The sequence below is a fragment of the Kitasatospora sp. NBC_01250 genome, from assembly GCF_036226465.1.
Classification (GTDB): domain Bacteria; phylum Actinomycetota; class Actinomycetes; order Streptomycetales; family Streptomycetaceae; genus Kitasatospora.
Window position 1 is genome coordinate 5,973,300 of sequence record NZ_CP108476.1, and the last position, 23,255, is coordinate 5,996,554.

21 protein-coding genes and 1 pseudogene are annotated in these 23,255 nt (G+C 72.8%); 17 read left to right on the top strand and 5 right to left on the bottom strand.

Going from position 1 to position 23,255, the window contains the following annotated elements:
- Positions 1-18: 18 nt before the first annotated feature.
- The 11 genes from lepB (OG500_RS25250) (at position 19) to OG500_RS25300 (ending at position 11,728) form a co-directional block, all read left to right on the top strand.
- Complete coding sequence (lepB, locus tag OG500_RS25250; RefSeq protein WP_329583606.1) at positions 19-915, top strand: signal peptidase I; 897 nt, start codon at positions 19-21, stop codon at positions 913-915.
- Between the two features lie 70 nt (positions 916-985).
- Complete coding sequence (gene lepB / locus OG500_RS25255) at positions 986-1,978, top strand: signal peptidase I (protein WP_329583609.1); 993 nt, start codon at positions 986-988, stop codon at positions 1,976-1,978.
- 243 nt (positions 1,979-2,221) lie between these two features.
- Complete coding sequence (lepB, locus tag OG500_RS25260) at positions 2,222-3,235, top strand: signal peptidase I (RefSeq protein WP_327069105.1); 1,014 nt, start codon at positions 2,222-2,224, stop codon at positions 3,233-3,235.
- 113 nt (positions 3,236-3,348) lie between these two features.
- The gene (gene lepB, locus OG500_RS25265; RefSeq protein WP_329583614.1) at positions 3,349-4,149 is read left to right on the top strand and encodes a signal peptidase I; all 801 of its coding nucleotides are present in this window, start codon (positions 3,349-3,351) and stop codon (positions 4,147-4,149) included.
- Positions 4,150-4,195: 46 nt separating this feature from the next.
- Complete coding sequence (locus OG500_RS25270) at positions 4,196-4,690, top strand: NUDIX hydrolase (protein WP_327069107.1); 495 nt, start codon at positions 4,196-4,198, stop codon at positions 4,688-4,690.
- Positions 4,691-4,747: 57 nt separating this feature from the next.
- Entirely contained in the window at positions 4,748-5,074 is a 327-nt protein-coding gene (locus OG500_RS25275) for a DUF2469 domain-containing protein (protein WP_110669769.1), read from the top strand.
- A gap of 140 nt (positions 5,075-5,214) precedes the next feature.
- Positions 5,215-5,712, top strand: coding sequence for a YraN family protein (locus OG500_RS25280; protein WP_329583621.1), 498 nt, complete (start codon positions 5,215-5,217; stop codon positions 5,710-5,712).
- Between the two features lies 1 nt (position 5,713).
- The gene (locus OG500_RS25285; RefSeq protein WP_329583625.1) at positions 5,714-7,348 is read left to right on the top strand and encodes a YifB family Mg chelatase-like AAA ATPase; all 1,635 of its coding nucleotides are present in this window, start codon (positions 5,714-5,716) and stop codon (positions 7,346-7,348) included.
- Positions 7,345-8,574 (top strand): DNA-processing protein DprA, encoded by a 1,230-nt coding sequence (gene dprA / locus OG500_RS25290; protein WP_329583628.1) that lies wholly within the window; start codon positions 7,345-7,347, stop codon positions 8,572-8,574. Before OG500_RS25285 ends, dprA begins: the two co-directional genes overlap by 4 nt.
- 1,599 nt (positions 8,575-10,173) lie before the next feature.
- Positions 10,174-11,022, top strand: a complete 849-nt coding sequence (gene whiG / locus OG500_RS25295; protein WP_327069111.1) for an RNA polymerase sigma factor WhiG — start codon at positions 10,174-10,176, stop codon at positions 11,020-11,022.
- A 136-nt stretch (positions 11,023-11,158) separates the two neighbouring features.
- Positions 11,159-11,728, top strand: a complete 570-nt coding sequence (locus OG500_RS25300) for a TetR/AcrR family transcriptional regulator (protein ID WP_327071683.1) — start codon at positions 11,159-11,161, stop codon at positions 11,726-11,728.
- 137 nt (positions 11,729-11,865) lie between these two features.
- Here the strand turns inward: OG500_RS25300 and OG500_RS25305 are convergent.
- Positions 11,866-12,507: pseudogene (locus OG500_RS25305) on the bottom strand (peptidoglycan DD-metalloendopeptidase family protein); the annotation flags it as partial.
- A gap of 555 nt (positions 12,508-13,062) precedes the next feature.
- On the opposite strand from OG500_RS25305, the gene rpsB reads away from it, so the two are divergent.
- The 6 genes from rpsB to rlmN all read left to right on the top strand — a co-directional run bounded on the left by rpsB (position 13,063) and on the right by rlmN (position 18,736).
- Positions 13,063-13,953 carry a 30S ribosomal protein S2 gene (rpsB, locus tag OG500_RS25310; RefSeq protein WP_327069112.1) on the top strand — a complete coding sequence of 297 codons (891 nt, stop codon included), beginning with the start codon at positions 13,063-13,065 and terminating at the stop codon, positions 13,951-13,953.
- 131 nt (positions 13,954-14,084) lie between these two features.
- Positions 14,085-14,921, top strand: a complete 837-nt coding sequence (tsf, locus tag OG500_RS25315) for a translation elongation factor Ts (protein ID WP_327069113.1) — start codon at positions 14,085-14,087, stop codon at positions 14,919-14,921.
- A gap of 267 nt (positions 14,922-15,188) precedes the next feature.
- Complete coding sequence (pyrH, locus tag OG500_RS25320; protein WP_327069114.1) at positions 15,189-15,944, top strand: UMP kinase; 756 nt, start codon at positions 15,189-15,191, stop codon at positions 15,942-15,944.
- 74 nt (positions 15,945-16,018) lie between these two features.
- Positions 16,019-16,576 carry a ribosome recycling factor gene (frr, locus tag OG500_RS25325; RefSeq protein WP_327069115.1) on the top strand — a complete coding sequence of 186 codons (558 nt, stop codon included), beginning with the start codon at positions 16,019-16,021 and terminating at the stop codon, positions 16,574-16,576.
- On the top strand, positions 16,576-17,535 hold the full coding sequence (locus OG500_RS25330; protein WP_327069116.1) for a phosphatidate cytidylyltransferase: 960 nt from the start codon (positions 16,576-16,578) through the stop codon (positions 17,533-17,535). Before frr ends, OG500_RS25330 begins: the two co-directional genes overlap by 1 nt.
- Positions 17,536-17,635: 100 nt before the next feature.
- Positions 17,636-18,736, top strand: coding sequence for a 23S rRNA (adenine(2503)-C(2))-methyltransferase RlmN (gene rlmN / locus OG500_RS25335; RefSeq protein ID WP_327069117.1), 1,101 nt, complete (start codon positions 17,636-17,638; stop codon positions 18,734-18,736).
- Between the two features lie 52 nt (positions 18,737-18,788).
- Here the strand turns inward: rlmN and OG500_RS25340 are convergent, their stop codons facing one another.
- From OG500_RS25340 to OG500_RS25355, 4 genes are all read right to left on the bottom strand, one after another.
- Entirely contained in the window at positions 18,789-19,946 is a 1,158-nt protein-coding gene (locus tag OG500_RS25340) for a hypothetical protein (RefSeq protein ID WP_327069118.1), read from the bottom strand.
- Between the two features lie 64 nt (positions 19,947-20,010).
- On the bottom strand, positions 20,011-20,733 hold the full coding sequence (locus OG500_RS25345) for an ABC transporter ATP-binding protein (RefSeq protein ID WP_329583637.1): 723 nt from the start codon (positions 20,731-20,733) through the stop codon (positions 20,011-20,013).
- A 354-nt stretch (positions 20,734-21,087) separates the two neighbouring features.
- Positions 21,088-22,482: an aspartate aminotransferase family protein gene (locus OG500_RS25350; protein ID WP_327069120.1), complete on the bottom strand. Its 1,395-nt coding sequence runs from the start codon at positions 22,480-22,482 to the stop codon at positions 21,088-21,090.
- Complete coding sequence (locus OG500_RS25355; protein WP_035846077.1) at positions 22,479-22,952, bottom strand: Lrp/AsnC family transcriptional regulator; 474 nt, start codon at positions 22,950-22,952, stop codon at positions 22,479-22,481. Before OG500_RS25355 ends, OG500_RS25350 begins: the two co-directional genes overlap by 4 nt.
- Positions 22,953-23,255: the final 303 nt, after the last annotated feature.

Sequence of the window (23,255 nt, forward strand, 5' to 3'; positions counted from 1 at the left end):
CCGCTAAGCTCAGCCCCGATGAGCACGCACGAACCGATCGCGGACCGCGACGGCACCTCCGCACCTCCGGGTGCGGGACCGCCGTCGCGGTCCGCGGTCGTTTCGCTCGGTGAAGCCGGTGAAGCCGGTGATGTCAGTGACGCCGTCGAGGCCGTCGAGAGCACCGGCGCCGCCGAGCCGACCGCGCCCGAGCCGGCCTCCGCCGAGCCGACCGAGCCCGCGCCCGAGGGCGGCTGGCGGCTGCGCGACCTGGCCAAGCTCGTCGCCGCTTGCGTCCTGATCCTGCTGCTGGTCAACGTCTTTGTCGCGCAGCCCTTCGTGGTGCCCTCCGGCTCGATGGAGAACACCCTGCGCCCGGGCGACCGCCTGGTGGTGAACAAGCTGTCCTACCAGTTCGGCGGCACCGTGAGCCGCGGCGACGTGGTGGTCTTCGACGGCACCGACTCCTTCGTGCCCGGCGGCAACGAGTCGATCGGCATCGGCACCGAGCTGCGCAAGTTCGGCTCGGCGCTGGGTCTGGCGCCCTCGGACGGCTCGATCTTCGTCAAGCGGGTGATCGGTGTGGGCGGCGACCGGGTGACCTACCGGGCCGGCGCCCACGAGTTGACCGTCAACGGCGTGCCGCTGGCCGAGTCGGACTACCTGTACCCGGGCGACGCCCCCTCCAGCGTGGGCTTCGACGTCCAGGTCCCGCCCGGCAAGCTCTTCGTGCTGGGCGACCACCGCAGCAACTCCAGCGACTCCCGGGACCACCTCGGCGATCCCGGCGGCGGGTTCGTGCCGGTCAGCAAGGTGATCGGCCGGGCCGCCTGGGTGATCTTCCCGGTCGGGCACTGGTCCTCGCTGGACCCGCCGGCCGGCTTCGCCGCCGTCGCCGCGGCAGCGAAGGGCGGTGCCCGTGGGAACCAGGGGTAGACCCGCACCCAGCGGCCACCCGCGGCCCGACGGCGCCGCGGACCCGCACGGCGGCGCCGGGCCGTCGGGCGTGAGCGACGACCGGTCCACGTCGGCGGAGCGTTCGGCCGAGGGCCCGCCGACCGGCTCGGCCGTGCCCCTTCGCGGGCGCGCGCAGCGGCGGCGCACCGCCCGGCGGGCCGCGCGCACCGGCCGGCGCTCGCTCTGGCGCGAGCTCCCGGTGATCGCCGTGGTGGCGCTGCTGATCGCGCTGGTGCTGAAGACCTTCTTCGTGCAGGTCTTCTCGATCCCCTCCGGATCGATGGAGCAGACCATCCAGGTCGGTGACCGGGTGCTGGTGGACAAGCTCACCCCCTGGTTCGGCAGCACACCGCAGCGCGGCGACGTGGTGGTCTTCAAGGACCCGGGCGGCTGGCTGGAGAACCAGCCCGCCACGGACGCCGGCGGCCCGGTCGTCCGCGGCCTCAAGGACGCCTTCAGCTTCGTGGGCCTGCTGCCCTCCTCGAACGAGCAGGACCTGATCAAGCGGGTGATCGGGGTCGGCGGCGACACCGTGGCCTGCTGCGACGACCAGGGCCGGATCACCGTCAACGGCACGCCGATCGCGGAGCCGTACCTGGCTCCCGGCAACCTGCCCTCGCGCATCCCGTTCCGGGTCACGGTGCCCAAGGGGCGCCTGTGGGTGATGGGCGACCATCGCGACCTGTCCGCCGACTCGCGCTACCACATGAGCGGCCCGGGGCAGGGCACCGTGCCGGTCGGGAACGTGATCGGGCGCGCCTTCCTGATCGCGTGGCCGCTGGACCGCCTGCAGGGGATCTCCCGGCCCAGCTACCGGACTCCGGCCGCACTCGGGTCGCCGGGGGGCGGTGCGCTCGCCGCTGGGAGCACGGGCCAATCGGTCGGGCTCAACCCGGATCCCCTGGAACCTTCGCTCGTTATGGGGATGTTGGGCGTTTCCCCGGCGCTGCTGCGGCGGCGACGATCCGGGGTGCTCACCGGCGGCTCGCGCGCGGCCCGACGCCGCTGGCGGGCGGCCCGGCGATCAGCGGGCCCGGACTGACGGTCCGTCCGGTCCGCCGAGCCGCCGTGTGGGAGAGCCGGGTGGACCACTCGGAGTGATAGAGAAGTGCAGACATCCTCGCGGCCCGTGCCGTGCGGATGGTTCCGAAGGCTGTGCTGGTGTCAGGCCGTCCGCTGATGGGCAGGCCTGAGCCGGGTTCACGGTCGGTCACAGACGAGGTGTCCGCTGCGCGGCACTGGTGAGCGCGGACGATGGTCGTCCGCACAGCAGGGAGGAGATGTCGTGGGGGATCTGGTGATCGGCGCCCGCGGGGCCGGCGAGCCTGAGGGCTCCGGCGGCCGTACGGCCCAGTCCACCGAGTCCGGGCAGCCGACCGAGCCGGGCGACGGCGCGGGCGGCCAGGGCGGTGGCCCGCTGCCGGGCGCGGCCGACGAGCGCCCCGGCGACGGTGGTCCGCAGGCCCCCGGGGCCCCGGCGGAGGACAAGGAGAAGCGGGCCGGCGAGCGCAAGCAGCGCTCGTTCTGGAAGGAACTGCCGATCCTGGTCGGTATCGCGCTGGTCCTGGCCCTGGTCATCAAGACCTTCTTCGTGCAGGCCTTCTCCATCCCGTCCGCGTCGATGGAGCAGACCCTCCAGATCGGCGACCGGGTGCTCGTGGACAAGCTGACCCCGTGGTTCGGCTCCAAGCCCGACCGCGGCGACGTGGTGGTCTTCCACGACCCGGGCGGCTGGCTCGACGGCGAGGGGACCCAGCAGAGCTCCAACGCGGTGGTCCGAGGCGCCCAGGACGTCCTGAGCTTCATCGGCCTGATGCCGTCGGCCAACGAGAAGGACCTGATCAAGCGCGTGATCGGGGTGGCCGGCGACACGATCGAGTGCCAGGGCAACGGGCCGCTCAAGGTCAACGGCGTGGCGCTGAACGAGCCCTACGTCTACACCCCGGGCATCACGCCGCCGGACCCGTGCGCGGGCAAGCCGTTCGGGCCGGTCAAGGTGCCGCCGAACGCGATCTGGGTGATGGGTGACCACCGCAGCGACTCGCTGGACTCGCGCTTCCACATGGACCAGCCGGCCACCAAGAGCGAGCCCGGCGGCGGCTTCGTCTCGGTGAACGACGTGGTCGGGCGGGCCTTCGTGGTGGCCTGGCCGGTCAACCACTGGTCCACCCTGCCGGTGCCGTCCACCTTCGGGCAGAAGGGCATCGCGACGGCGGGCCTGGTGCCCCCGGCGCTCGGCGCCGTCGGGACCCTGCCGGTGGCGTGGTGGCTGCGCCGCCGGCGCACGAAGGGCGACTGACCCGTCCCTTTTCCTTCCGTTTTCTCTTGCGCGGGCCGTGGTACCGACGAGTAATCTGCTCGGACGTGTCACGGCCCGCCGCCGTGCCCGGCCCTCGAACCAGGACGGTCCCGATGAGCAGGCTCACCGAAGAAGGTCCCGGCCCGTCCGGGCCCGGTGCTGGGACGGACACCGCGGCTGCGGCGCCGGGCGCCGCACCGGCGGCGCGCCCGCGTCGCTGGGGAGCCGGCGCGGTGCTGCAGACCGTGGCCCTGGTGCTCGGCCTCGGCCTGCTGCTGGGTGGGTTCGGGCTGATCGCCCTGGACTACCGCCCCTACGCGGTGCCCACCGGCTCGATGGAGCCGACCATCTCCGCCGGTGACACGGTGCTCGCCCGCAAGGTCGACGGCGGACAGGTCGGGCGCGGCGACATCGTGGTCTTCCACGATCCGACCTGGGAAGGCGGCGCCACCATGGTCAAGCGGGTGGTGGCGGTCGGCGGCGACACGGTGGCCTACGGCAGCGCGGAGCACAGCCTGGCGGTCGACGGCAAGCCCGTGACCGAGCCCTATCTGGCGCCCGACCAACTGCCGGGCACACCCTTCAGCATCCAGGTCCCGGCGGGGCGGCTCTTCCTGCTCGGCGACAACCGCGGCAGCTCGCTGGACTCCCGCTCGCACCTGGAGGAGCTCTCCGGGACGGTGCCCGCCACCGATGTGATCGCCCGGGTGGAGGCGACCGTCTGGCCGTCCGGCCACGCGGGCCTGCGCGGGCGTACGGTGGCCTTCGACGCGCTGGGCGGCCCGGTGGCGAGCCGGCCGGGGCCGCTGGTGCCCGCCGCCTGGGCGTCGGTGGCCGGTGCGGCGGTGATCGTGCTGACCTCGCTGACCGGGCCGGTGGCCGCGTTGGCGCGCCGGGCGCGCGGGCGGCGCTGAGCCGCGGCTGCGGCGCTGAGAGCCGGATACGGGAGCGGTGGACGGGATGGGTGCCGGTGAGCCGGTGGTGCGGCGGCGTGAAGCGGCCCGAGTGCTGCTGCTGGATTCGGCCGACCGCCTGCTGCTCTTCCACGGCTTCGACCCCGCCGAACCGGCCCGGACCTGGTGGTTCACCCCGGGCGGCGGGCTGGAGCCGGGGGAGGACAGCCGGGCGGCGGCGCGGCGGGAGCTGGCGGAGGAGACCGGGCTGACCGGGATCGAGCTGGGGCCGGTGGTCGCCGTCGACCTGGCGCTGTTCCCGTACGACGGCGAGCGGTACGAGCAGCGCCAGAGCTTCCACCTCGCCCGGATCCGGCGCGCCGGGCCCGAGCCGGACAGTTCGGGTTCCGAGCGGCAGGAGCGCGCCCAACTGCGGGAGGCGCGTTGGTGGACGCTGGCGGAACTGCGCGGTACGACCGAGCAGGTCTACCCGGTGCGGCTGGCGGAGCTGCTGGAACTCCTGCTGGAACAGGGGTCACCGGTCGACCCGGTCCGCCTCTGACCGAGGGTGGCGTGGTCCACAATGGGGAGGGACATGCCGAGCTGAGGGGACGCCTGCATGAGTGCGGAAGATCTCGAGAAGTACGAGACCGAGATGGAGCTCAAGCTCTACCGGGAGTACAAGGACGTCGTCGGCCTGTTCAAGTACGTGATCGAGACCGAACGGCGGTTCTACCTCACGAACGACTACGAGCTGCAGGTGCACTCGGTCCAGGGGGAGGTGTTCTTCGAGGTCTCGATGGCCGACGCCTGGGTCTGGGACATGTACCGCCCCGCCCGGTTCGTCCGGAAGGTGCGGGTGCTGACCTTCAAGGACGTCAACATCGAGGAACTGGCGAAGAGCGACCTGGAGCTGCCCTCGGACGAGGCGGGCTTCGGCAGCTGAACCTGCTGGGGCCCCGAGCCGGCGGGGCCCCGGTGCATCCGTCCGGGTGGCGGCGATTGTCCACACCCCCCGGGTTGTCCACAGTTCGACGGCACCCGCTGGTCGGGACGGATGCTGGACGGCAACCTCCGTGATCGGAGGTGATCGCCGTGCAGAACGCACACACGGCCCTGGGCCGCTACGGCGAAGAGGTGGCCGCCCGCCGGCTCGCCGAACAGGGCCTGCGGGTCCTTGAGCGCAACTGGCGCTGCCCCGAGGGCGAACTCGACATCATCGTGCTCGATGGCGACACGGTCGCCGTCTGCGAGGTCAAGACCCGCTCGGAGCAGGGCTTCCAGCAGCCGGCGGAGGCGATCGGCACGGTCAAGGCGCAGCGCCTGCGCCACCTCGCCGAACGCTGGCTGGCCGAACGCTGGCCGGAGCACTTCGTCCGGCTGGCCGAGGGCGTGACCGGGGCGCCGCCGCCCCGCGACGACACCGGAGCCGCGCCCCGGCCGGGCGACCCGGCGCCGACCCCACCCGTCCCACCCGCCACCGTGGTGCCGCTGCCGCCCGGCGGGGTCCGGATCGACCTCGTCGCGGTGGTCAGCCGGGCGCGCGGTGCCGCGCGGATCGAGCACCTGCGGGGGGTGGTCTGAGATGGCCTTCGCGCGAACCTGTTCGGTGGCCCTGATCGGGGTGGACGGCGTCGTGGTCGAGGTGCAGGCCGACCTCGAACCGGGCGTGGCCGCCTTCACCCTGGTCGGGCTGCCCGACAAGGCGCTCAGTGAGGCCCGCGACCGGGTCAGGGCGGCGGTGGTGAACTCGGGGGAGAGCTGGCCGCAGCGCAAGCTCACGGTCGGGCTCAGTCCCGCCTCGGTGCCCAAGAGCGGTAGCGGCTTCGATCTCGCGGTGGCCTGTGCGGTGCTCGCCGCCGCCGAGCGCCTGCCGCCGGAGGCCATCGCCGACCTGCTGGTCATCGGCGAGCTCGGGCTGGACGGCCGGGTCCGCCCGGTGCGCGGCGTGCTGCCCTCGGTGCTGGCGGCTGCCGATGCCGGCTACCGGCAGGTGGTGGTCGCGGAGCAGACCGCGGCCGAGGCGGCGCTGGTTCCCGGCGTCTCGGTGCTCGGCGTGCGCAGCCTGCGCCAGCTGATCGCCCTGCTCACCGATGCGCCCGTCCCCGAGGAGCCGCCGGATCCGGTCGCCGGCAGCCCCGACCCGCTGATGTCCGGCCTGCTGCTGCCGGGCGCCGCCGTGCGCCGGACCACCGCCGACCCCGAGTTCGGCCCCGACCTGGCGGACGTCGCCGGGCAGGAGGAGGCCCGCCAGGCGCTGGAGATCGCCGCCGCCGGCGCCCACCACCTCTATCTCAAGGGTCCGCCCGGAGCCGGCAAGACGATGCTCGCCGAGCGCCTGCCCGGGCTGCTCCCGCCGCTGACCCGGACCGAAGCGCTGGAGGTCACCGCGGTGCACTCGGTGGCCGGACTGCTGCCCGCCGGGCGTCCACTCGTCGACCTGCCGCCCTACTGCGCCCCGCACCACTCCACCACGATGCCCGCCATCATCGGCGGCGGCAGCGGACTGCCCCGCCCGGGCGCCGTCTCGCTGGCCCACCGCGGCGTGCTCTTCCTGGACGAGGCACCGGAGTTCCCGGTCCGGGTCCTGGACGCACTGCGCCAGCCCCTGGAGTCCGGTGAGGTGGTGATCGCCCGCTCGGCGGGCTCGCTGCGGCTGCCGGCCAACTTCCTGCTCTGCCTGGCGGCCAATCCGTGTCCGTGCGGCCGGCACTCCCGGCGGGGCGAGGGGTGCGAGTGCACGCCGACCATGGTGAGCCGCTATCAGGCGCGGCTGTCCGGGCCGCTGCTGGACCGGGTGGACCTCCGGGTCCAGGTCGAGCCGGTGACCCGGGCCGCACTGCTGGACCGGGACAGCTCGGCCGAGCGCACCGCCGTGGTGGCCGCCCGGGTCCGGGCCGCCAGGGAGCGCACCGCGGCCCGCCTCGCCGGGACGCCGTGGCGCACCAACGCCGAGGTCCCCGGCCGTGAGCTGCGCACCCGTTGGCGGCCACTGGAGGGGTCGCTGACCGAGGCCGAGCGCGAGATGGAGCACGGCCACCTCACCGCGCGCGGGCTGGACCGGGTGTTGCGAGTGGCCTGGACCATCGCCGACCTGGCAGGCCGCGACGCCCCCGGGGCCGCCGAGGTGCAGGCGGCCCTGGTGCTGCGGCGTGGCTTTCCGAGCGGTGTCCGATCGCTGGGGGCGCCGCTGAGCAGGCCCTTGGGAGGGCGGCCATGACCGAGCGGGCAGAGAGACAGACCGCGCTGGACCTCACGGCCGGCACCGGTCCGCACACCGGTCCGCGCACGGGTGCCGACACCGGTGCGGGTGCCGTCCGGGCGGCACTCCCGGGGGAGGAGCGGCTGGCCCGGGTCGCGCTGACCCGGCTGGTCGAGCCCGGCACCACGGCGGTGGGCCGGTGGCTGCGCTCGCGGTCCGCGGCCGAACTGATCGAGCTGGTGCGGACCGGGCAGGAGGTGCCCGAGCTGAGCCTCGATCAGCAACGCCTGGAGGTGCTGCGCCGGCGGCTGGCACTCACCGATCCGGTCGCCGACCTCGAACGGCTGCGGGCGATCGGTGGCCGCTTCCTCGTCCCCACCGACGCGGAGTGGCCCAGCCAGCTGGCCGACCTGGCCGATGCCCAGCCGATCGGCCTGTGGGTGCTGGGCACCGGTTCGCTCCGACTGCTCGCCCTGCGCTCGGTCGCGCTGGTCGGCGCCCGCGCCTGCACGGCCTACGGCGCGCATGTCGCCACGGAGCTCGCGGCCGCACTCGCCGAGCGCGGCTGGGTGGTCTGTTCCGGGGCGGCCTACGGCATCGACGCGGCGGCCCATCGCGGCGCGCTCGCGGTGGGCGGTATGACGGTGGCGGTGCTCGCCTGTGGAGTGGACGTGCGCTACCCGCGCGGCAACAGCGAACTGATCGGCCGGATCGCCGAACAGGGCCAGCTGCTCAGCGAGCTGCCGCCGGGGGAGCATCCCAACCGCTTCCGCTTCGTGCTCCGCAACCGGGTGCTGGCGGCGCTGACCCGGGGGACCGTCGTCGTCGAGGCGGCGGTGCGCAGCGGCGCGCTCAGCACCGCCCGGCGCGCCCAGGAGCTCAACCGGCACACCATGGGCGTGTGCGGGCCGGTGACCTCCGAGCTCTCGGCCGGTGTGCACGCGTTGATCCGCGGCGGTGGCGCCACGCTGGTCACCGACGCGGCGGAGGTGGCCGAGCAGATCGGCTCGATCGGCGCGGACCTCGCCCCACCGCGCGACTCCCGGCCCCGCCCCAGGGACCTGCTCCACCACGCCGCCGCTCAGCTGCTGGAGGCGATCCCGGGCGGGCCGGCCGGCGCATCGGTCCCTGACCTGGTGCTGCGCACCGGTTTCCCCGCCGATCAGGTCCGCAAGGAGCTCTACGGACTCTGTTCGCTGGGCTTCGTCCAACGCGTGGGATCGCACTGGAGGGTGATCCGTTGACGGCTGACGAATCGTGAGGTGCGCGGTGCTCGTTGGTGCGGTCACGGGCATCCGCACCGCGCGACGGCGCCGCCCCGGAGGTCCCGAATCGTGCGCGCCCGTTCCCACGACGGAGTGAACGCCACCGGAACGAGCGACGGCCAGGTGGTGGTAGCACAGCGCATCGACTCGGTCACGCTACGCTCGCTATGGCTTCCCTATCAGCACATGACTCGGCAGAACGGCGCAGACCCACGTATGCCCACACACATTCCCGGACACAGGGTGACCAGTGCCGGCCTGCCCTCGGGGGGCTCCGGCACCGACTCGCGACTCAGCACCGACGCCCAGCCCGCGAAGCCCGTCCTGTCGAGCAGTCATCCGCCGAGCGTCGCCGTGCCGCTGTCCGGAGCTGACGTCCCGCCAAGCACTCCGGGCCCGGAGCACGGCGCCGAGTGGCGCAGCGCACCGGGCGCGGAGGTAGGGGGCGCGGTCGTCGGTGGGCGGGCGCTGAACGCGCCGGAGCCGACCGGGCGCGCGGCCGAACGCACCGCGCACCCGAGGGAAGCACTCTCCGGGGAGCCATCTGCCCGGGAGCCGCGCAGATCCTCGGCCGACCAGCCGTCAGCGGGCGCCCCAGTGGGCGCTGCCGGCCGGGCAGCGCCGGTGGCAGCTCGGCCGGCCCGGCCGGCGCTGCCAGGCGACACCCGTGCCGAGTCGCCCGCCCGGCTGCCCAGGCCGAACGCCACGCCGTTCCCCCCTGTGGGCCGTCCACCGGTCTCGGAACTCGGCCCGCCCGCGAGACCGCTCGCCGACCCCAGCCTCGGCGCCGGCCCGGCGCCCGACCCTGAGCAGCACCACCCGGCCGGTTCCGCCGAGCAACCCCCGGCTCCGCAAGCGGACCAGCCGGCCTTTCCGACGGCCGTCCCGCCCACCGGGCGACGTGAGGACGTGCCAGGTCCGCGGGCGCCACACGTTCTCCCGCATGCGCTCCCCGCGCCTGGGCGCAGCCCCGAGCAGCAGGCGGTCCCCGGAGCCGGCCCGGGCAACGCAGCACGGGCACGCCGGATCGACGCCACGCGCGGGCAGAGCGTCATCGTGCCCGCCGGTGCGGAGGCAGGCGGGAACCGGGCCATCGGCCGTGCGGCGGGGCGGGCCGCAGTGGTGGCGCAGAGAGCGTCCGGGGTGCCCGGGATGGCCTCGGTGCCGGCACCCGGACGCGGGCCGGACCGCAGTCCGGCCCGGCGGGGGCAGGGCGAGAGCGTCGGCAGCGGCGGTGCGGCCCGGGTCGCCGCGGAGCCCGGGCCGCACGCCGGACGGGACCGCCCTTCTGCCCCGGCACCCCCGACGCCGACCGGCTCGGCAGGGCGGGGGGCCGACTGCGGTCCGCGACCGCTGCCGGCGGATCCGGCGGTGGCGGTGCCCGCACCGGCCAGGCCGTCCGGGGGGCAGAGCGGCCCCGGCCGCCCACCCGGTGCTGCCGAACCCGCCACCGGGGCACGGCCGCGGCTCGGTCAGCAGGCTGCGCCGCCACCGGCCGGCACCCCACCGCCAGCTGCCGCGCCACCGGCCGCCCCGCCGACACCTGCCCAGTCGTCAGCAACCCCGCCCTCGGGCCGCGTGCCCTCCACCACCGCGCCCCCCACGGTGGCCGCCTGCACTCCGGCCCGCGCGGCCGACGCGCGGCCGGGTGCGCGGGGTACAGGCGGACAGAGCGCACTCGAGTCGCTCTGGCGCTCCTACAAGGGCAGCGGTGACCCCTACCTCCGCGAGCAGTTGATCCTCCATTACTCGCCCCTGGTGAAATACGTGGCCGGCCGGGTCGGCGTCGGCCTGCCCGCCAACGTCGAGCAGGCGGACTTCGTCTCCTCCGGTGTCTTCGGGCTGATCGACGCGATCGAGAAGTTCGACCTGGACCGGGCGATCAAGTTCGAGACCTACGCGATCAGCCGGATCCGCGGCGCGATCATCGACGAATTGCGGGCCCTGGACTGGATCCCCCGCTCGATCCGGCAGAAGGCCAAGGCGGTCGAGCGGACCTATGCCGCCCTGGAGGCCCGGCTGCGACGGACTCCGCACGAGCCCGAGGTGGCCGCGGAGATGGGCATCGCGATCGAGGACCTGCACGCGATCTTCAGTCAGCTCTCGCTCGCCAACGTGGTGGCGCTGGACGAACTGCTCCACCCGGCCGGTGAGGGTGGCGAACGGCTGAGTCTGATGGACACCCTGGAGGACACGGGCGCCGACGACCCGGTCGAGGTCGCCGAGGACCGTGAGCTGCGCAAGCTGCTGGCCAGGGCCATCAACACGCTTCCGGACCGGGAGAAGACCGTGGTGACGCTCTACTACTACGAGGGCCTGACGCTTGCCGAGATCGGTCAGGTCCTCGGGGTGACCGAGAGCCGGGTCAGTCAGATCCATACCAAGTCGGTCCTCCAGCTGCGGGCGAAGCTCTCCGATCTGCGCTGACGGCCCGCCCGTCGGCCGGCTCGATGCCAGGGGCTGTGCTGCCGGGTCGGCCACCCGCCCCGGCGGGTGCGCCGAGGGCTCGGCTCTCAGATGGGCTCCGTACAGTGGGAGGGTGCCGAAGATCCGAGCTGCCACCCTGGCCGAGCACCGCCAACTGCAGCGTGCCGCCCTCCTGGACGCCGCCCGCGAGCTCCTGACCGAAGGCGGGATGGAAGCGCTCACCTTCCCGGCCCTGGCCGCCAGGACCGGGCTGGCCCGTTCGTCGGTGTACGAGTACTTCCGATCGCGGGCCGCCGTGGTGGAGCAGCTCTGCGAGGTGGACTTCCCGCTCTGGGCGGCGGAGATCGAGGCCGGGATGGCCGCCTGCGACAGTGCGGACGAGCAGCTGGCCGCGTACATCCGCGGTCAGCTCGTGCTGGCCGGCGATCCGCGGCACCGGGCCATCGTGGCGCTCTCCGCCGCGGAGCTGGACGAGGCCGCGCGCAACCGGATCCGGGTCGCCCACGCAGGGCTGGTCGGGCTGGTGGTGGAGGCCCTGAGCGCGCTGGGCCACCAGGATCCGCGGCTGGCAGCGACCCTGCTCCAGGGTGTGGTGGAGTCGGCGGTCAAGTACTCGGAGGGCCGGTCCGCCGCCGAGCGCGAGTTGATCGCCGACACCGCCGTGGCACTGGCCCTGCGCGGCCTGGCCACCACGCCCGCGAACTGATCGGCCGCACCCGCCGACGGGGGCCCACCCGGCGCGAGAGCGAGGGGCCGCGGCGCGGCAACGGCGATCCGCTCTGCCGGGCGCAGGGGCAGCAGCCGTGCCTGTCCGGCCCCGAGCAGCGCGAGCGGATCGAGATAGCGCCCGCCCCGCAGCAGCCCCCAGTGCAGGCAGCTCGCCGGGCAGTGCCCGGTCCCCGGCGCGAGGCGGCCGATGACGGCACCGGCCGCCACCGGTGTCCCCACTGCGGCGCCGTCGAGCACCGGCAGGTAGGTGGTGCGCAGCGGCGGCGTGCCGGTGCCCGGGTGCAGCACCGTCACCACCGGATGCCCGGCGACCTCGCCGGAGAAGGCGACGACCCCCGCCGCGGCGGCATGGACGGGCTCGCCTGCTGCAGCGGTCAGATCGACGCCGCGGTGCCCGGCCGCCCATGCCGCAGGCGGTGGCGCGAACCGGCGCAGCACCCCGGCCGCACCGCCCAGGGGCCAAGCTCGCCCGGGCCCGGGGCTGGGACCCGTACCGGGCGGGGCGCCGTCCACGAGCGGCGACGCCCGGGCGCTGGCCGGCAACGGCCCGGCGCAGGCGGTCAGCACCAGGGCCGAGCACGCCGCCACGCGGAGCACCGTGCGCCCGGCACAGCGGGAGCCGCCGGTGACAAGAGAGCCGAAGCGGATGAGCGAGCCGAGGACGGAAGGAACGGAACGGGGGCGGAGTGCCGACTTCAAGAGTGCGGACTTCAGGAGTGCGGACCGCAGGGGAGCGGACCTGAGCGGAGTAGTCATGCCGCGAGGCTCCGCCCGGCAGCTCGCCGTCACCACCCCCGTCCCGAAGTCTGTGGACAACCCGGGCCCTGTGCACAGTGCCTCTCACCTGTACAGCCGCATCTGCGAGCCGACGACCCGATCACCAGCTCGCGTGATCCGCCCAGCCGGCCCCGGCCAGCCCCTCCTGGGCAAGTCCCCAGCCTGCCCCCGGACAGCCCCTCAGCGGCCCCTGAGCCAGCCCCTTGACCGCAGAGTCGCCGGTCACGCGGCGCTTCCCGTACACTTCACAACGCGACCCGGTCTCTCGGGTCGACTTCGCACGCCCCGCCACCGGCGATCAAGCGCGCGGCCCACCGCCCCCAGGCCCGGTCCGCCGCCCCGCCCGGTGCGAGTGCCGCTCGGTCCCCCGAGCCTGTAAGCGGCCCCGCCGCCCAGGCCCGGACGGCTCGGCACGTCGGGGCGTCAGGCGTGACGGTCACCCGACCGGCACGGACAACCGAGGCAGACCCGGTAGTCGCCGAGTGCCAACAGGCAGCAACGACGAGCCGGGCGCAACACCTGAGGAGCGCGGCCATGGCCGTCGTCACGATGCGGGAGCTGCTGGAGAGCGGCGTCCACTTCGGTCACCAGACCCGTCGTTGGAACCCGAAGATGAAGCGTTTCATCTTCACGGAGCGCAACGGCATCTACATCATCGACCTGCTGCAGTCGCTGAACTACATCGACCGCGCGTTCGAGTTCGTCAAGGAGACCGTTGCCCACGGCGGCAGCGTCCTCTTCGTCGGCACCAAGAAGCAGGCCCAGGAGGCCATCGCCGAGCAGGCCACTCGCGTGGGCATGCCCTACGTGAACCAGCGCTGGCTCGGCGGCATGCTGACCAACTTCTCCACCGTCTACAAGCGTCTGCAGCGCCTCAAGGAGCTCGGCGAGCTGGACTTCTCGGACGTGGCCGGCTCCGGCCTGACCAAGAAGGAGCTCCTGGTCCTCCAGCGCGAGCACGACAAGCTGGAGAAGACCCTCGGCGGTATCCGCGACATGCAGCGCGTCCCCAGCGCTGTCTGGATCGTGGACACCAAGAAGGAGCACATCGCGGTCGGCGAGGCCCGGAAGCTCAACATCCCGGTCGTCGCGATCCTCGACACCAACTGCGACCCCGACGAGGTCGACTACAAGATCCCGGGTAACGACGACGCGATCCGCTCCGTCACCCTGCTCACCCGTGTGATCGCCGACGCCGTCGCCGAGGGCCTCAAGGCCCGTGCCGGTGTCGCCAAGGGCGACGTCAAGGCCGAGCCGGGCGCCGACCAGCCGCTGGCCGACTGGGAGCAGGACCTCCTGGCGACCGGTGACAAGAAGGCCGACGAGGCCCCCGTCGCCGAGTCCGCTGAGGCTCCCGCTGCCGAGGCCCCCGCCGCTGAGGCCCCCGCTGCCGAGGCTCCGGCCGCCGAGGCCGAGCAGGCCTGACGCACCGAAGGGTGAGGGGTGCTCGTCGGTGAACACCGGCGAGTGCCCCTCTCTCCACGTGCCGGGGCTGAACCATGAGCCCCGGCGCACCCACCCCGCAGACACGCGAGACGCGAGAAGAGATTCACACCATGGCGAACATCTCCGCCGCGGACGTCAAGAAGCTCCGTGAGCTCACCGGCGCCGGCATGATGGACTGCAAGAAGGCTCTCGACGAGGCCGAGGGCGACGTCGAGAAGGCTCTTGAGCTCATCCGCATCAAGGGCCTCAAGGGTGTCGCGAAGCGTGAGGGCCGCACCGCCGAGAACGGCGCCGTCGTTGCCCTGATCGCCGAGGACGCCAAGTCCGGCGTGCTGGTCGAGCTCAAGTGCGAGACCGACTTCGTCGCCAAGAGCGACAAGTTCGTCGCGGTCGCCGACGCGATCGCCGCGCACCTCGCCAAGGCCGCCCCGGCCGACCTGGAGGCCGCCCTGGCTTCCGAGATCGAGGCCGGCAAGACCGTCCAGCAGTTCGTGGACGAGGCCAACGCGAACCTGGGCGAGAAGATCGTCCTGGACCGCTTCGCCCAGTTCGCCGACGGCTTCGTCGCGGTCTACCTGCACCGCACCTCGCCCGACCTGCCGCCGCAGGTCGGCGTCCTGGTCGAGCTCGACAAGGAGAACACCGAGGTCGCCAAGGACGTCGCGCAGCACATCGCGGCCTTCGCGCCGAAGTTCCTCTCCCGCGAGGACATCCCGGCCGAGGTGCTCGAGAACGAGCGCCGCGTCGCCGAGGCCACCGCTCGCGAGGAGGGCAAGCCCGAGGCCGCCCTGTCGAAGATCGTCGAGGGTCGCGTCACCGGCTTCGTCAAGGAGAACTCCGTCCTGGAGCAGGCCTTCGCGAAGGACAACAAGAAGTCCGTCGCCAAGGTCCTCGAGGAGAACGGCGTCGCCCTCAAGCGCTTCGCCCGCTTCCGCGTCGGCGCCTGAGCCACGTTCATCTGGTTCCCGCCTAAGGTAGGAACCGCGGCCGCCGCTGTCCATCAGTGAGTCGGCACCAGAACGACGAGGAGGCCATTGCCGTGCAGGAGACCGTACCGGTTCCCGCGGCAGTGGCCTCCTCGCGTGTACGCGCGGGCCGCCGGGTGCTCCGGCAGGCCCTGCGGGCCGCGCGTCCGGGCCCGGGGGCCGCACACCCCGGCCCGTGTGCCAGCAGGTGACATACCTGTGAACCAGCAGGTGTAGAAGGAGAAGTCCATGCAGAAGACGCAGGAGTCCGCGCAGGACGGCGCCCGCCGTCGTGTTCTGCTCAAGCTGTCCGGTGAGGCGTTCGCCGGCGGAGGCGGCCTCGGCGTCGACCCCGACGTCGTCCACAAGATCGCCCGTGAGATCGCCACGGTCGTCCGGCAGGGCACCGAGGTCGCGGTGGTCATCGGCGGGGGCAACTTCTTCCGTGGCGCGGAGTTGCAGGTCCGGGGCATGGACCGGGCCCGTTCCGACTACATGGGCATGCTCGGCACGGTGATGAACTGCCTGGCGCTCCAGGACTTCCTGATGAAGGAAGGGATCGAGACCCGGGTCCAGACCGCGATCACGATGGGACAGGTCGCCGAGCCGTACCTGCCGCTGCGCGCCGTCCGGCACCTGGAGAAGGGCCGCGTGGTGATCTTCGGAGCGGGTATGGGCATGCCGTACTTCTCCACCGACACCACCGCCGTGCAGCGTGCCCTGGAGATCCACGCCGAGGTGCTGCTGATGGGCAAGAACGGCGTCGACGGTGTCTACGACTCCGACCCCAAGACCAACCCGGACGCGGTGCGCTTCGACGCCCTGGAGTACTCCGAGGTCATCTCGCGCGACCTCAAGGTCGCCGACCTCACCGCGATCACCCTGTGCAAGGACAACGGCCTGCCGATCCTGGTCTTCGAGCTGCTCGCGGAGGGCAATATCGCTCGCGCGGTGAAGAGTGAGAAGATCGGCACACTCATCAGCCAGGATTCCGTCCGGGCCTGAGCAGCAATCATCCGCACGGCCAGGCCGTACGGACCGTCAGAACGCCATCAAGGCAACCGGACAGGGAGCAGACTGTGATCGAAGAGATCCTCCTCGAGGCCGAGGAGAAGATGGAGAAGACCGTCACGGTCGCGAAGGACGACTTCGCCGCCATCCGCACCGGCCGGGCGCACCCGGCGATGTTCGCCAAGATCGTCGCGGACTACTACGGCGCCCCGACGCCGATCAACCAGCTCGCCTCCTTCGCCGTTCCGGAGCCCCGGATGGCGGTGGTGACCCCGTTCGACAAGAGCGCTCTGCGCAACATCGAGCAGGCGATCCGCGACTCCGACCTGGGCGTCAACCCGTCCAACGACGGCAACATCATCCGGGTGAACTTCCCGCAGCTCACCGAGGAGCGCCGCCGGGACTACATCAAGGTCGCCCGCAACAAGGGTGAGGACGCCAAGATCTCCATCCGGGCGATCCGCCGCAAGGCCAAGGACACCCTGGACAAGCTGGTCAAGGACAAGGAGTCCGGCGAGGACGAGGTCCGCCGCGCGGAGAAGGAGCTCGACGACACCACCGCGGGCTACGTGGCGCAGATCGACGAGCTGCTGAAGCACAAGGAAGCCGAGCTCCTCGAAGTCTGATGAACGACGCTCCCCAAGCCCCTGGCGAAAGGGGCGCAACCCCGCAGGCCCCCGTGACACCGCGCCCGCCGCAGGTGGACCGGGGGTCCCTACCCCCAGCGCAGGAGAGTCCGGTGGCCCAGCCCGAGCCGCAGCAGCCTCGCAAGCAGCGTGGCGGCCGCAACCTCCCCGCCGCGATAGGGGTGGGGCTGGGACTGGGAGCGGTGATCATCGTCTCGCTGTTCGTGGTCAAGGTGCTCTTCCTGATCGTGGTGGTGGCGGCGGCGTCGGTCGGCAGCTGGGAGCTGACCAGCCGGCTGGCCGAGCGCAAGGACGTCAACGTCGCCCTGCTGCCGCTGCTGCTCGGCGGGGTGGGCATGCTGACCGCCGGGTACTGGATCGGCCCGCAGGGCGCGGCGGCGGCGCTCGCACTGACCGCGTTGGCACTGATGATCTGGCGGATGAGCGCGCCGCCGGAGAACTACCTGCGCGACATAACCGCGGGTGTCTTCACCGCCTTCTACGTGCCCTTTCTGGCCACCTTCGTGGCCCTGCTCCTCTCCGCCCACGACGGTCCGCAGCGGATCGTGCTCTTCCTGGTGGTCACCATCTGCAGTGACACCGGGGCGTACGCGGTCGGCTACAAGTTCGGCCGCAACAAGCTGGCGCCGACCATCAGCCCCGGCAAGACCCGCGAGGGCCTGGCCGGCGGGATCGGCCTGTCGATGCTGGCCGGTGCGCTGCTGATGCAGTGGATCATCGATGACGGCCACTGGTGGCAGGGCCTGATCCTGGGCGGCTGCGCGGCGGTCATCGCGACCCTCGGCGACCTGGCCGAGTCGATGATCAAGCGTGATCTCGGCATCAAGGACATGGGCACCCTGCTGCCGGGCCACGGCGGCATCATGGACCGGCTCGACTCGCTGCTGCCGACCGCCCCGGTGGTCTGGCTGCTGCTGACCGCCTTCGTCGGCAGCTGACCGACCCGGCCCACCCCCGCCGCCGCACTGCGGACGGCACCCGAAGGCCCCGGACGCACCGCGTCCGGGGCCTTCGGCCATCTGCGACACTGGACGGACCATGCCTGCACCCGGAGAACTGACCTTTGTCGCGCCGCGTGGCGCCAAGCCCCCGCGACACCTCGCCGACCTCAGCCCCGCCGAGCGCAAGGAGGCCGTCGCCGAGCTGGGCGAGCAGCCCTTCCGCGCCAAGCAGCTGGCGAACCACTACTTCGCCCGGCTCAGCAACGACCCGGCCGCCTGGAGCGACATTCCGGCCGCCGGGCGCGAGAAGCTGGTCACGGCGCTGCTGCCCGAGCTGATGTCGGTGGTCCGGCACGTCTCGTGCGACGACGACACCACCCGCAAGACGCTCTGGAAGCTCTTCGACGGCACCCTGGTCGAGTCGGTGCTGATGCGCTACCCGGACCGGGTGACGATGTGCATCAGCTCCCAGGCCGGCTGCGGCATGAACTGCCCGTTCTGCGCCACCGGCCAGGCGGGCCTGACCCGCAACCTGTCCACCGCCGAGATCGTCGAGCAGATCGCGGCCGGGATGCGCGCCCTCAAGGCGGGCGAGATCCCCGGTGGCGAGGCGCGGCTGAGCAACGTGGTCTTCATGGGCATGGGCGAGCCGCTGGCCAACTACAACCGGGTGCTGGCCGCGATCCGCCGGCTGACCGACCCGGCCCCGGACGGCTTCGGCCTCTCCCAGCGCGGCATCACGGTCTCCACCGTGGGCCTGGTCCCGGCGATGAACCGGCTGGCCGACGAGGGCCTGAGCTGCCGCCTGGCGCTCTCGCTGCACGCCCCGGACGACGAGCTGCGCGACGAGCTGGTTCCGGTGAACACCCGCTGGAAGGTCGCCGAGGTGCTGGACGCCGCGTGGAACTACGCGGAGAAGTCCGGCCGGCGGATCTCCATCGAGTACGCCCTGATCAAGGACATCAACGACCAGGCCTGGCGGGCCGACCTGCTCGGCCGGCTGATCAGGAGCCACCGGGTGCACGTCAACCTGATCCCGCTGAACCCGACTCCGGGCTCCAAGTGGACCGCCTCGCGGCCCGAGGACGAGCGCGAGTTCGTCCGCCGGCTGGAGGCGCACGGGGTGCCCACCACCGTCCGCGACACCCGCGGTCAGGAGATCGACGGCGCCTGCGGCCAGCTCGCGGCCGCCGGCTGACGCACCGCGGAAGGCGGCCCGGCGGGCGAGCGGCCCGGGGCCGGGACGGGCGCTAGGAGAGCATCCCCGCGCCCAGCACCGCGGTCAGTGCGCCGGTGGCCAGCACCACACTGCCGGCGGCGGCCCAGCGCAGCAGGGCCGCCCCGAACAGCAGCCGCGGCGGCGCGCCGAGCCGCAGCAGGGCGGCCCCGCCCTGCTGCCGGCCGGCCCGGATCTCGGTCAGCCGGGCCAGCACCGCCGCGACCACGCAGCCGGTGGTCAGCAGCGCCTCGGTGGCCGGCAGCGGCCCGGTGCCGTCCGCGCCCGGGGCCACCCAGTGCCGTACCGAGGTCAGCACCACGGCCATGGTGAAGGCCAGCACCGCCAGCGGAGCGCCGAGCGCGGGGGCCGCGCCGGTCAGCCCGCGGCCGGCCAGCAGCCGCCGGGGGCTGGGCCGGCCCACCGCGATCAGCCGTCCGGTCCCGGCCAGCAGCGGCCCGGTCAGCAGGGCCAGCCCCAGCGCCGCCGCCACCCACCCGGCCAGCAGCGTGGCACTGGTGTGGCCGAGGTCGGCGGGCAGCTGCAGCGGGCGCGGATCGTAGGCCGCCGCCGGGCGCAGCGCGTACAGCTCGGTGAACGTGCCGCCGAACGCGAGGAGCGCTGCGAGGGTGGTGCGCAGGGGGCCGAAGCGCTCGGCCGCGGCCTGCTCCTCGCCGCCGGGCAGCAGCTCCGCTCCCCGGACGGCCACGGCTGCCGCGAGCCCGCCGGCGAGCGGGAGCAGGGCGAGCAGGGCCACCGGCGCGGCCGGCGGCAGTGGCACGCCCATGCCCAGCTCGGGAGCCAGGCCCGGGCCGGCGATGTTGTTGCGCAGCACCAGGAAGAGCAGCAGGGTGGCCACCGCGCCCAGGGCGCAGGCCAGCGCGGTCTCGCCGGCGATCAGCAGCCGCAGCCGCCGCGGTCCGGCTCCCGCGGCGGTCAGCCCGGCCATCCGCTCGGGGCGCTGGGCGGGCAGGGCCCGGGCCGCAGCCGCGGTGAACCAGGCGATCGCCACCAGCGGCGGCAGGCACCAGAGCAGGCGCTCCACCGTCTCGCCGCTGCCCGGCGGGTCGCTCAGCGCGCGGCCCAGTGCCCGCAGCAGGAAGGCGGCGACCACGGCGGCCGCCGCGGCGGTGAGCAGCCAGCGGCCCAGGTCCAGGACCCGGTATCCCCTGACCAGGCGGAAGTAGAACACCTGATAGTCCTTCAGTCCTTCGCGGTGACCGGTGGGGTGGTGCGGGGCGCAGCGGGGCAGAGGGTCAGTGGCCGGCCGGAACCGCCGCGCGGCGCACCGGAGCGGCGGGGGCCGGGGTGCGGCCGTCCACCAGCGCCACGGTCCGGTCCGCGTACCTGGCCAGCTCCGGGTCGTGCGTGGCCAGCACCAGGGTGAGCTGGTGGGAGCGGGCGGCGCTGGTCAGTATCCGCAGCACCTGGTCCTGGGCCTCGCGGTGCAGTGGCGCGGTCGGGTCGTCGGCGAAGACCACCCGGGGCAGCGGGGCCAGGGCGCGGGCCACCGCGATCCGCTGGCGCTGGTTCTGGATCAGCTCGGCGGGGCGGCGCTTGGCGCAGTCGGTGACGTCGAGCCGCTCCAGCCAGTCGTCGGCGGCGCTGTAGGCGGCCTTGTGGCCGGAGCCGGCCAGCAGCAGGGGCAGGGCGACGTTCTCCCGGGCCGTCAGTTCCGGTACCAGGTGGGGCTGCGAGCCGACGAAGCCGAACCGGTCGCGGCGCAGCTTCTCCCGTCCGGCCCGGCTCAGGGTGTGCACCGGCGAGCTGTTGAACCAGACCTCGCCGGAGTCCACCGGCAGCAGCGCGGAGAGGCAGCCGATCAGGGTGGACTTGCCCGAGCCGCGGGCGCCGGTGATGGCGAGCACCTCGCCCTCCCGGACGGCGATCGAGACGTCCCGCACCGCCGGGGTCCCCTGGTGGGACTTGACGATCCCCCGGGCCCACAGCACGTCGTTGTCGGGCGGGGCCGCTGACATGGAATTCCTCCGCCGGTCCGAGAGGGCTCTGCACGGGTGCCGCACGGGAGGTGCGGTCCGGAGCAGGGGAATGACAGTCGTCAGATTAGAACGACAAGGTCGCGTTGCGGTTGCGGCACACGGGACGTAGCTGGGGTAAACCCGGACGAACTATCAGCAGATCAGTCAGAAAAACACCGTGGGGCGGTCCCGGCAGCCCCGGGAAGGGGACTGCGCGGGACCGCCCCGCGGTGTGAGGGTGGTCAGCCCGCGACTGACCTGCGACTAGCGGAGGGTGGGGATCGCCGAGGAACGAGGCGGTACCCGCCCGCAGCTCGGCGCAGGTCACCGAGCGGCATCAACAGGTCCGGGTGATCAGATCTTGTTCCACGCGTCGGTGAGGCTGACCCGCAGGATCTGCTCGATCTCGTCGAAGGTCGACTGGTCGGAGATCAGCGGCGGGGCCAGCTGGATGACCGGGTCGCCACGGTCGTCGGCACGGCAGTACAGCCCGTTGTCGAAGAGCGCCTTCGAGAGGAAGCCGTAGAGCACGCGCTCCACCTCTTCGTCGTTGAACGACTCCTTGGTGACCTTGTCCTTCACCAGCTCGATGCCGTAGAAGTACCCGTTGCCGCGCACGTCGCCGACGATCGGCAGGTCCCGCAGCTTGTTCAGGGTGCCGAGGAACTTCGACTCGTTGTCGAGCACGTGCTGGTTGAGGCCCTCGCGCTCGAAGATGTCGAGGTTGGCCAGCGCGACCGCCGAGGAGACCGGGTGGCCGCCGAAGGTGTAGCCGTGCAGGAAGGTGTTGTCACCCTTGTAGAACGGCTCGGCCAGGCGGTCCGAGATGATCGTGGCGCCGATCGGGGAGTAGCCCGAGGTCATGCCCTTGGCGCAGGTGATCATGTCGGGCTGGTAGCCGAACTTGTCGGCGCCGAACATGGTGCCCAGGCGGCCGAAGGCGCAGATGACCTCGTCCGAGACGAGCAGCACGTCGTGCCGGTCGCAGATCTCGCGCAGCCGCTGGAAGTACCCGGGCGGCGGCGGGAAGCAGCCGCCGGCGTTCTGCACCGGCTCGACGAAGACGGCGGCGACGGTCTCGGCGCCCTCGTTGAGGATCGCGACCTCGATCTCGTCGGCGCACCAGCGGCCGTAGGCCTCCGGGTCGACGGTGCCGTCGGGGCCGGCCAGGAAGGCGGGGGCGCGGTAGATGTTGGTGTTCGGCGCCTTGTGGGTGCCCGGCACCAGCGGCTCGAACGGGGCCTTGAGGCCCGGCAGGCCGGTGATCGACAGGGCGCCCTGCGGGGTGCCGTGGTAGGCGACCGCACGGGAGATGACCTTGTACTTGGTCGGCTTGCCGGTCAGCTTGAAGTACTGCTTGGCGAGCTTCCAGGCGGTCTCGACGGCCTCGCCGCCACCGGTGGAGAAGAAGACCTTGTTCAGGTCGCCCGGCGCGTAGTTGGCCAGCCGCTCGGCCAGCTCGACGGCCTTCGGGTGGGCGTAGCTCCACACGGGGAAGAAGGCCAGCTCCTTGGCCTGCTTGGCGGCGGCCTCGGCCAGCTCCTCGCGGCCGTGGCCGGCCTGCACCACGAACAGGCCCGCGAGGCCGTCGAGGTACTTCTTGCCGTTGGCGTCCCAGATGTAGGTGCCCTCGCCCTTGACGATGGTCGGCACGGGCGAGTTCTCGTACGACGACATGCGGGTGAAGTGCATCCACAGGTGGTCGTAGGCGGTCTTCGAAAGGTCCTTCGGTGCCGGGTCGGCGCTCATCGGGTGCCCCAGGTGTAGGTCTGTTTCCGGAGCTTCAGGTAAACGAAGCTCTCGGTCCTCCGCACGCCGGGAAGCGCACGGATTCGCTTGTTGATCATTTCGAGCAGGTGCTCGTCGTCCTCGCACACCAGCTCGGCCAGCAGGTCGAACGAGCCCGCGGTGCAGACCACGTAGTCGACCTCGTCCATGGCGGCCAGCGCGTCGGCGATCGGCTCGATGTCACCTTCGACGGTGATCCCGACCATCGCCTGTCGGGTGAATCCGACGGTCAGCGGGTCGGTGACGGCGACGATCTGCATCACGCCCTGGTCGAGCAGCTTCTGGACCCGCTGCCGGACGGCGGCCTCGGAGAGGCCGACGGCCTTGCCGATGGTCGCGTACGCACGGCGGCCGTCCTCCTGCAGCTGCTCGATGATCGCCTTGGAGACGGAGTCGAGGGGAACGCTGCTGTTCCGGTCGCGGTTGGCCACGTGGCCACTGTGCCCGATCGCCGGTGTGCACGCAAGTGGTCCTACTGCTGATTTCGTTGCCGTGATCTGAAAACGGCGCGGATTTCATTGCGATTGATGCGCCCCTATGTCGATACCGGCAAGGTTGCGGCTACTCTGGCGGGGTCACGCGCGCGCCACCCCCTTGGGCGTACGCTCCCCACCAGTGGACCACCGGCCCACCGTGCGGACCACCGGACCCGGCTTCCGGGATCCCACCGGCGGTGCCGGGCGGCGACACCCGCGCCCGGTCCACCGGCACAGCCCCCCGACGGATCGGCCGCC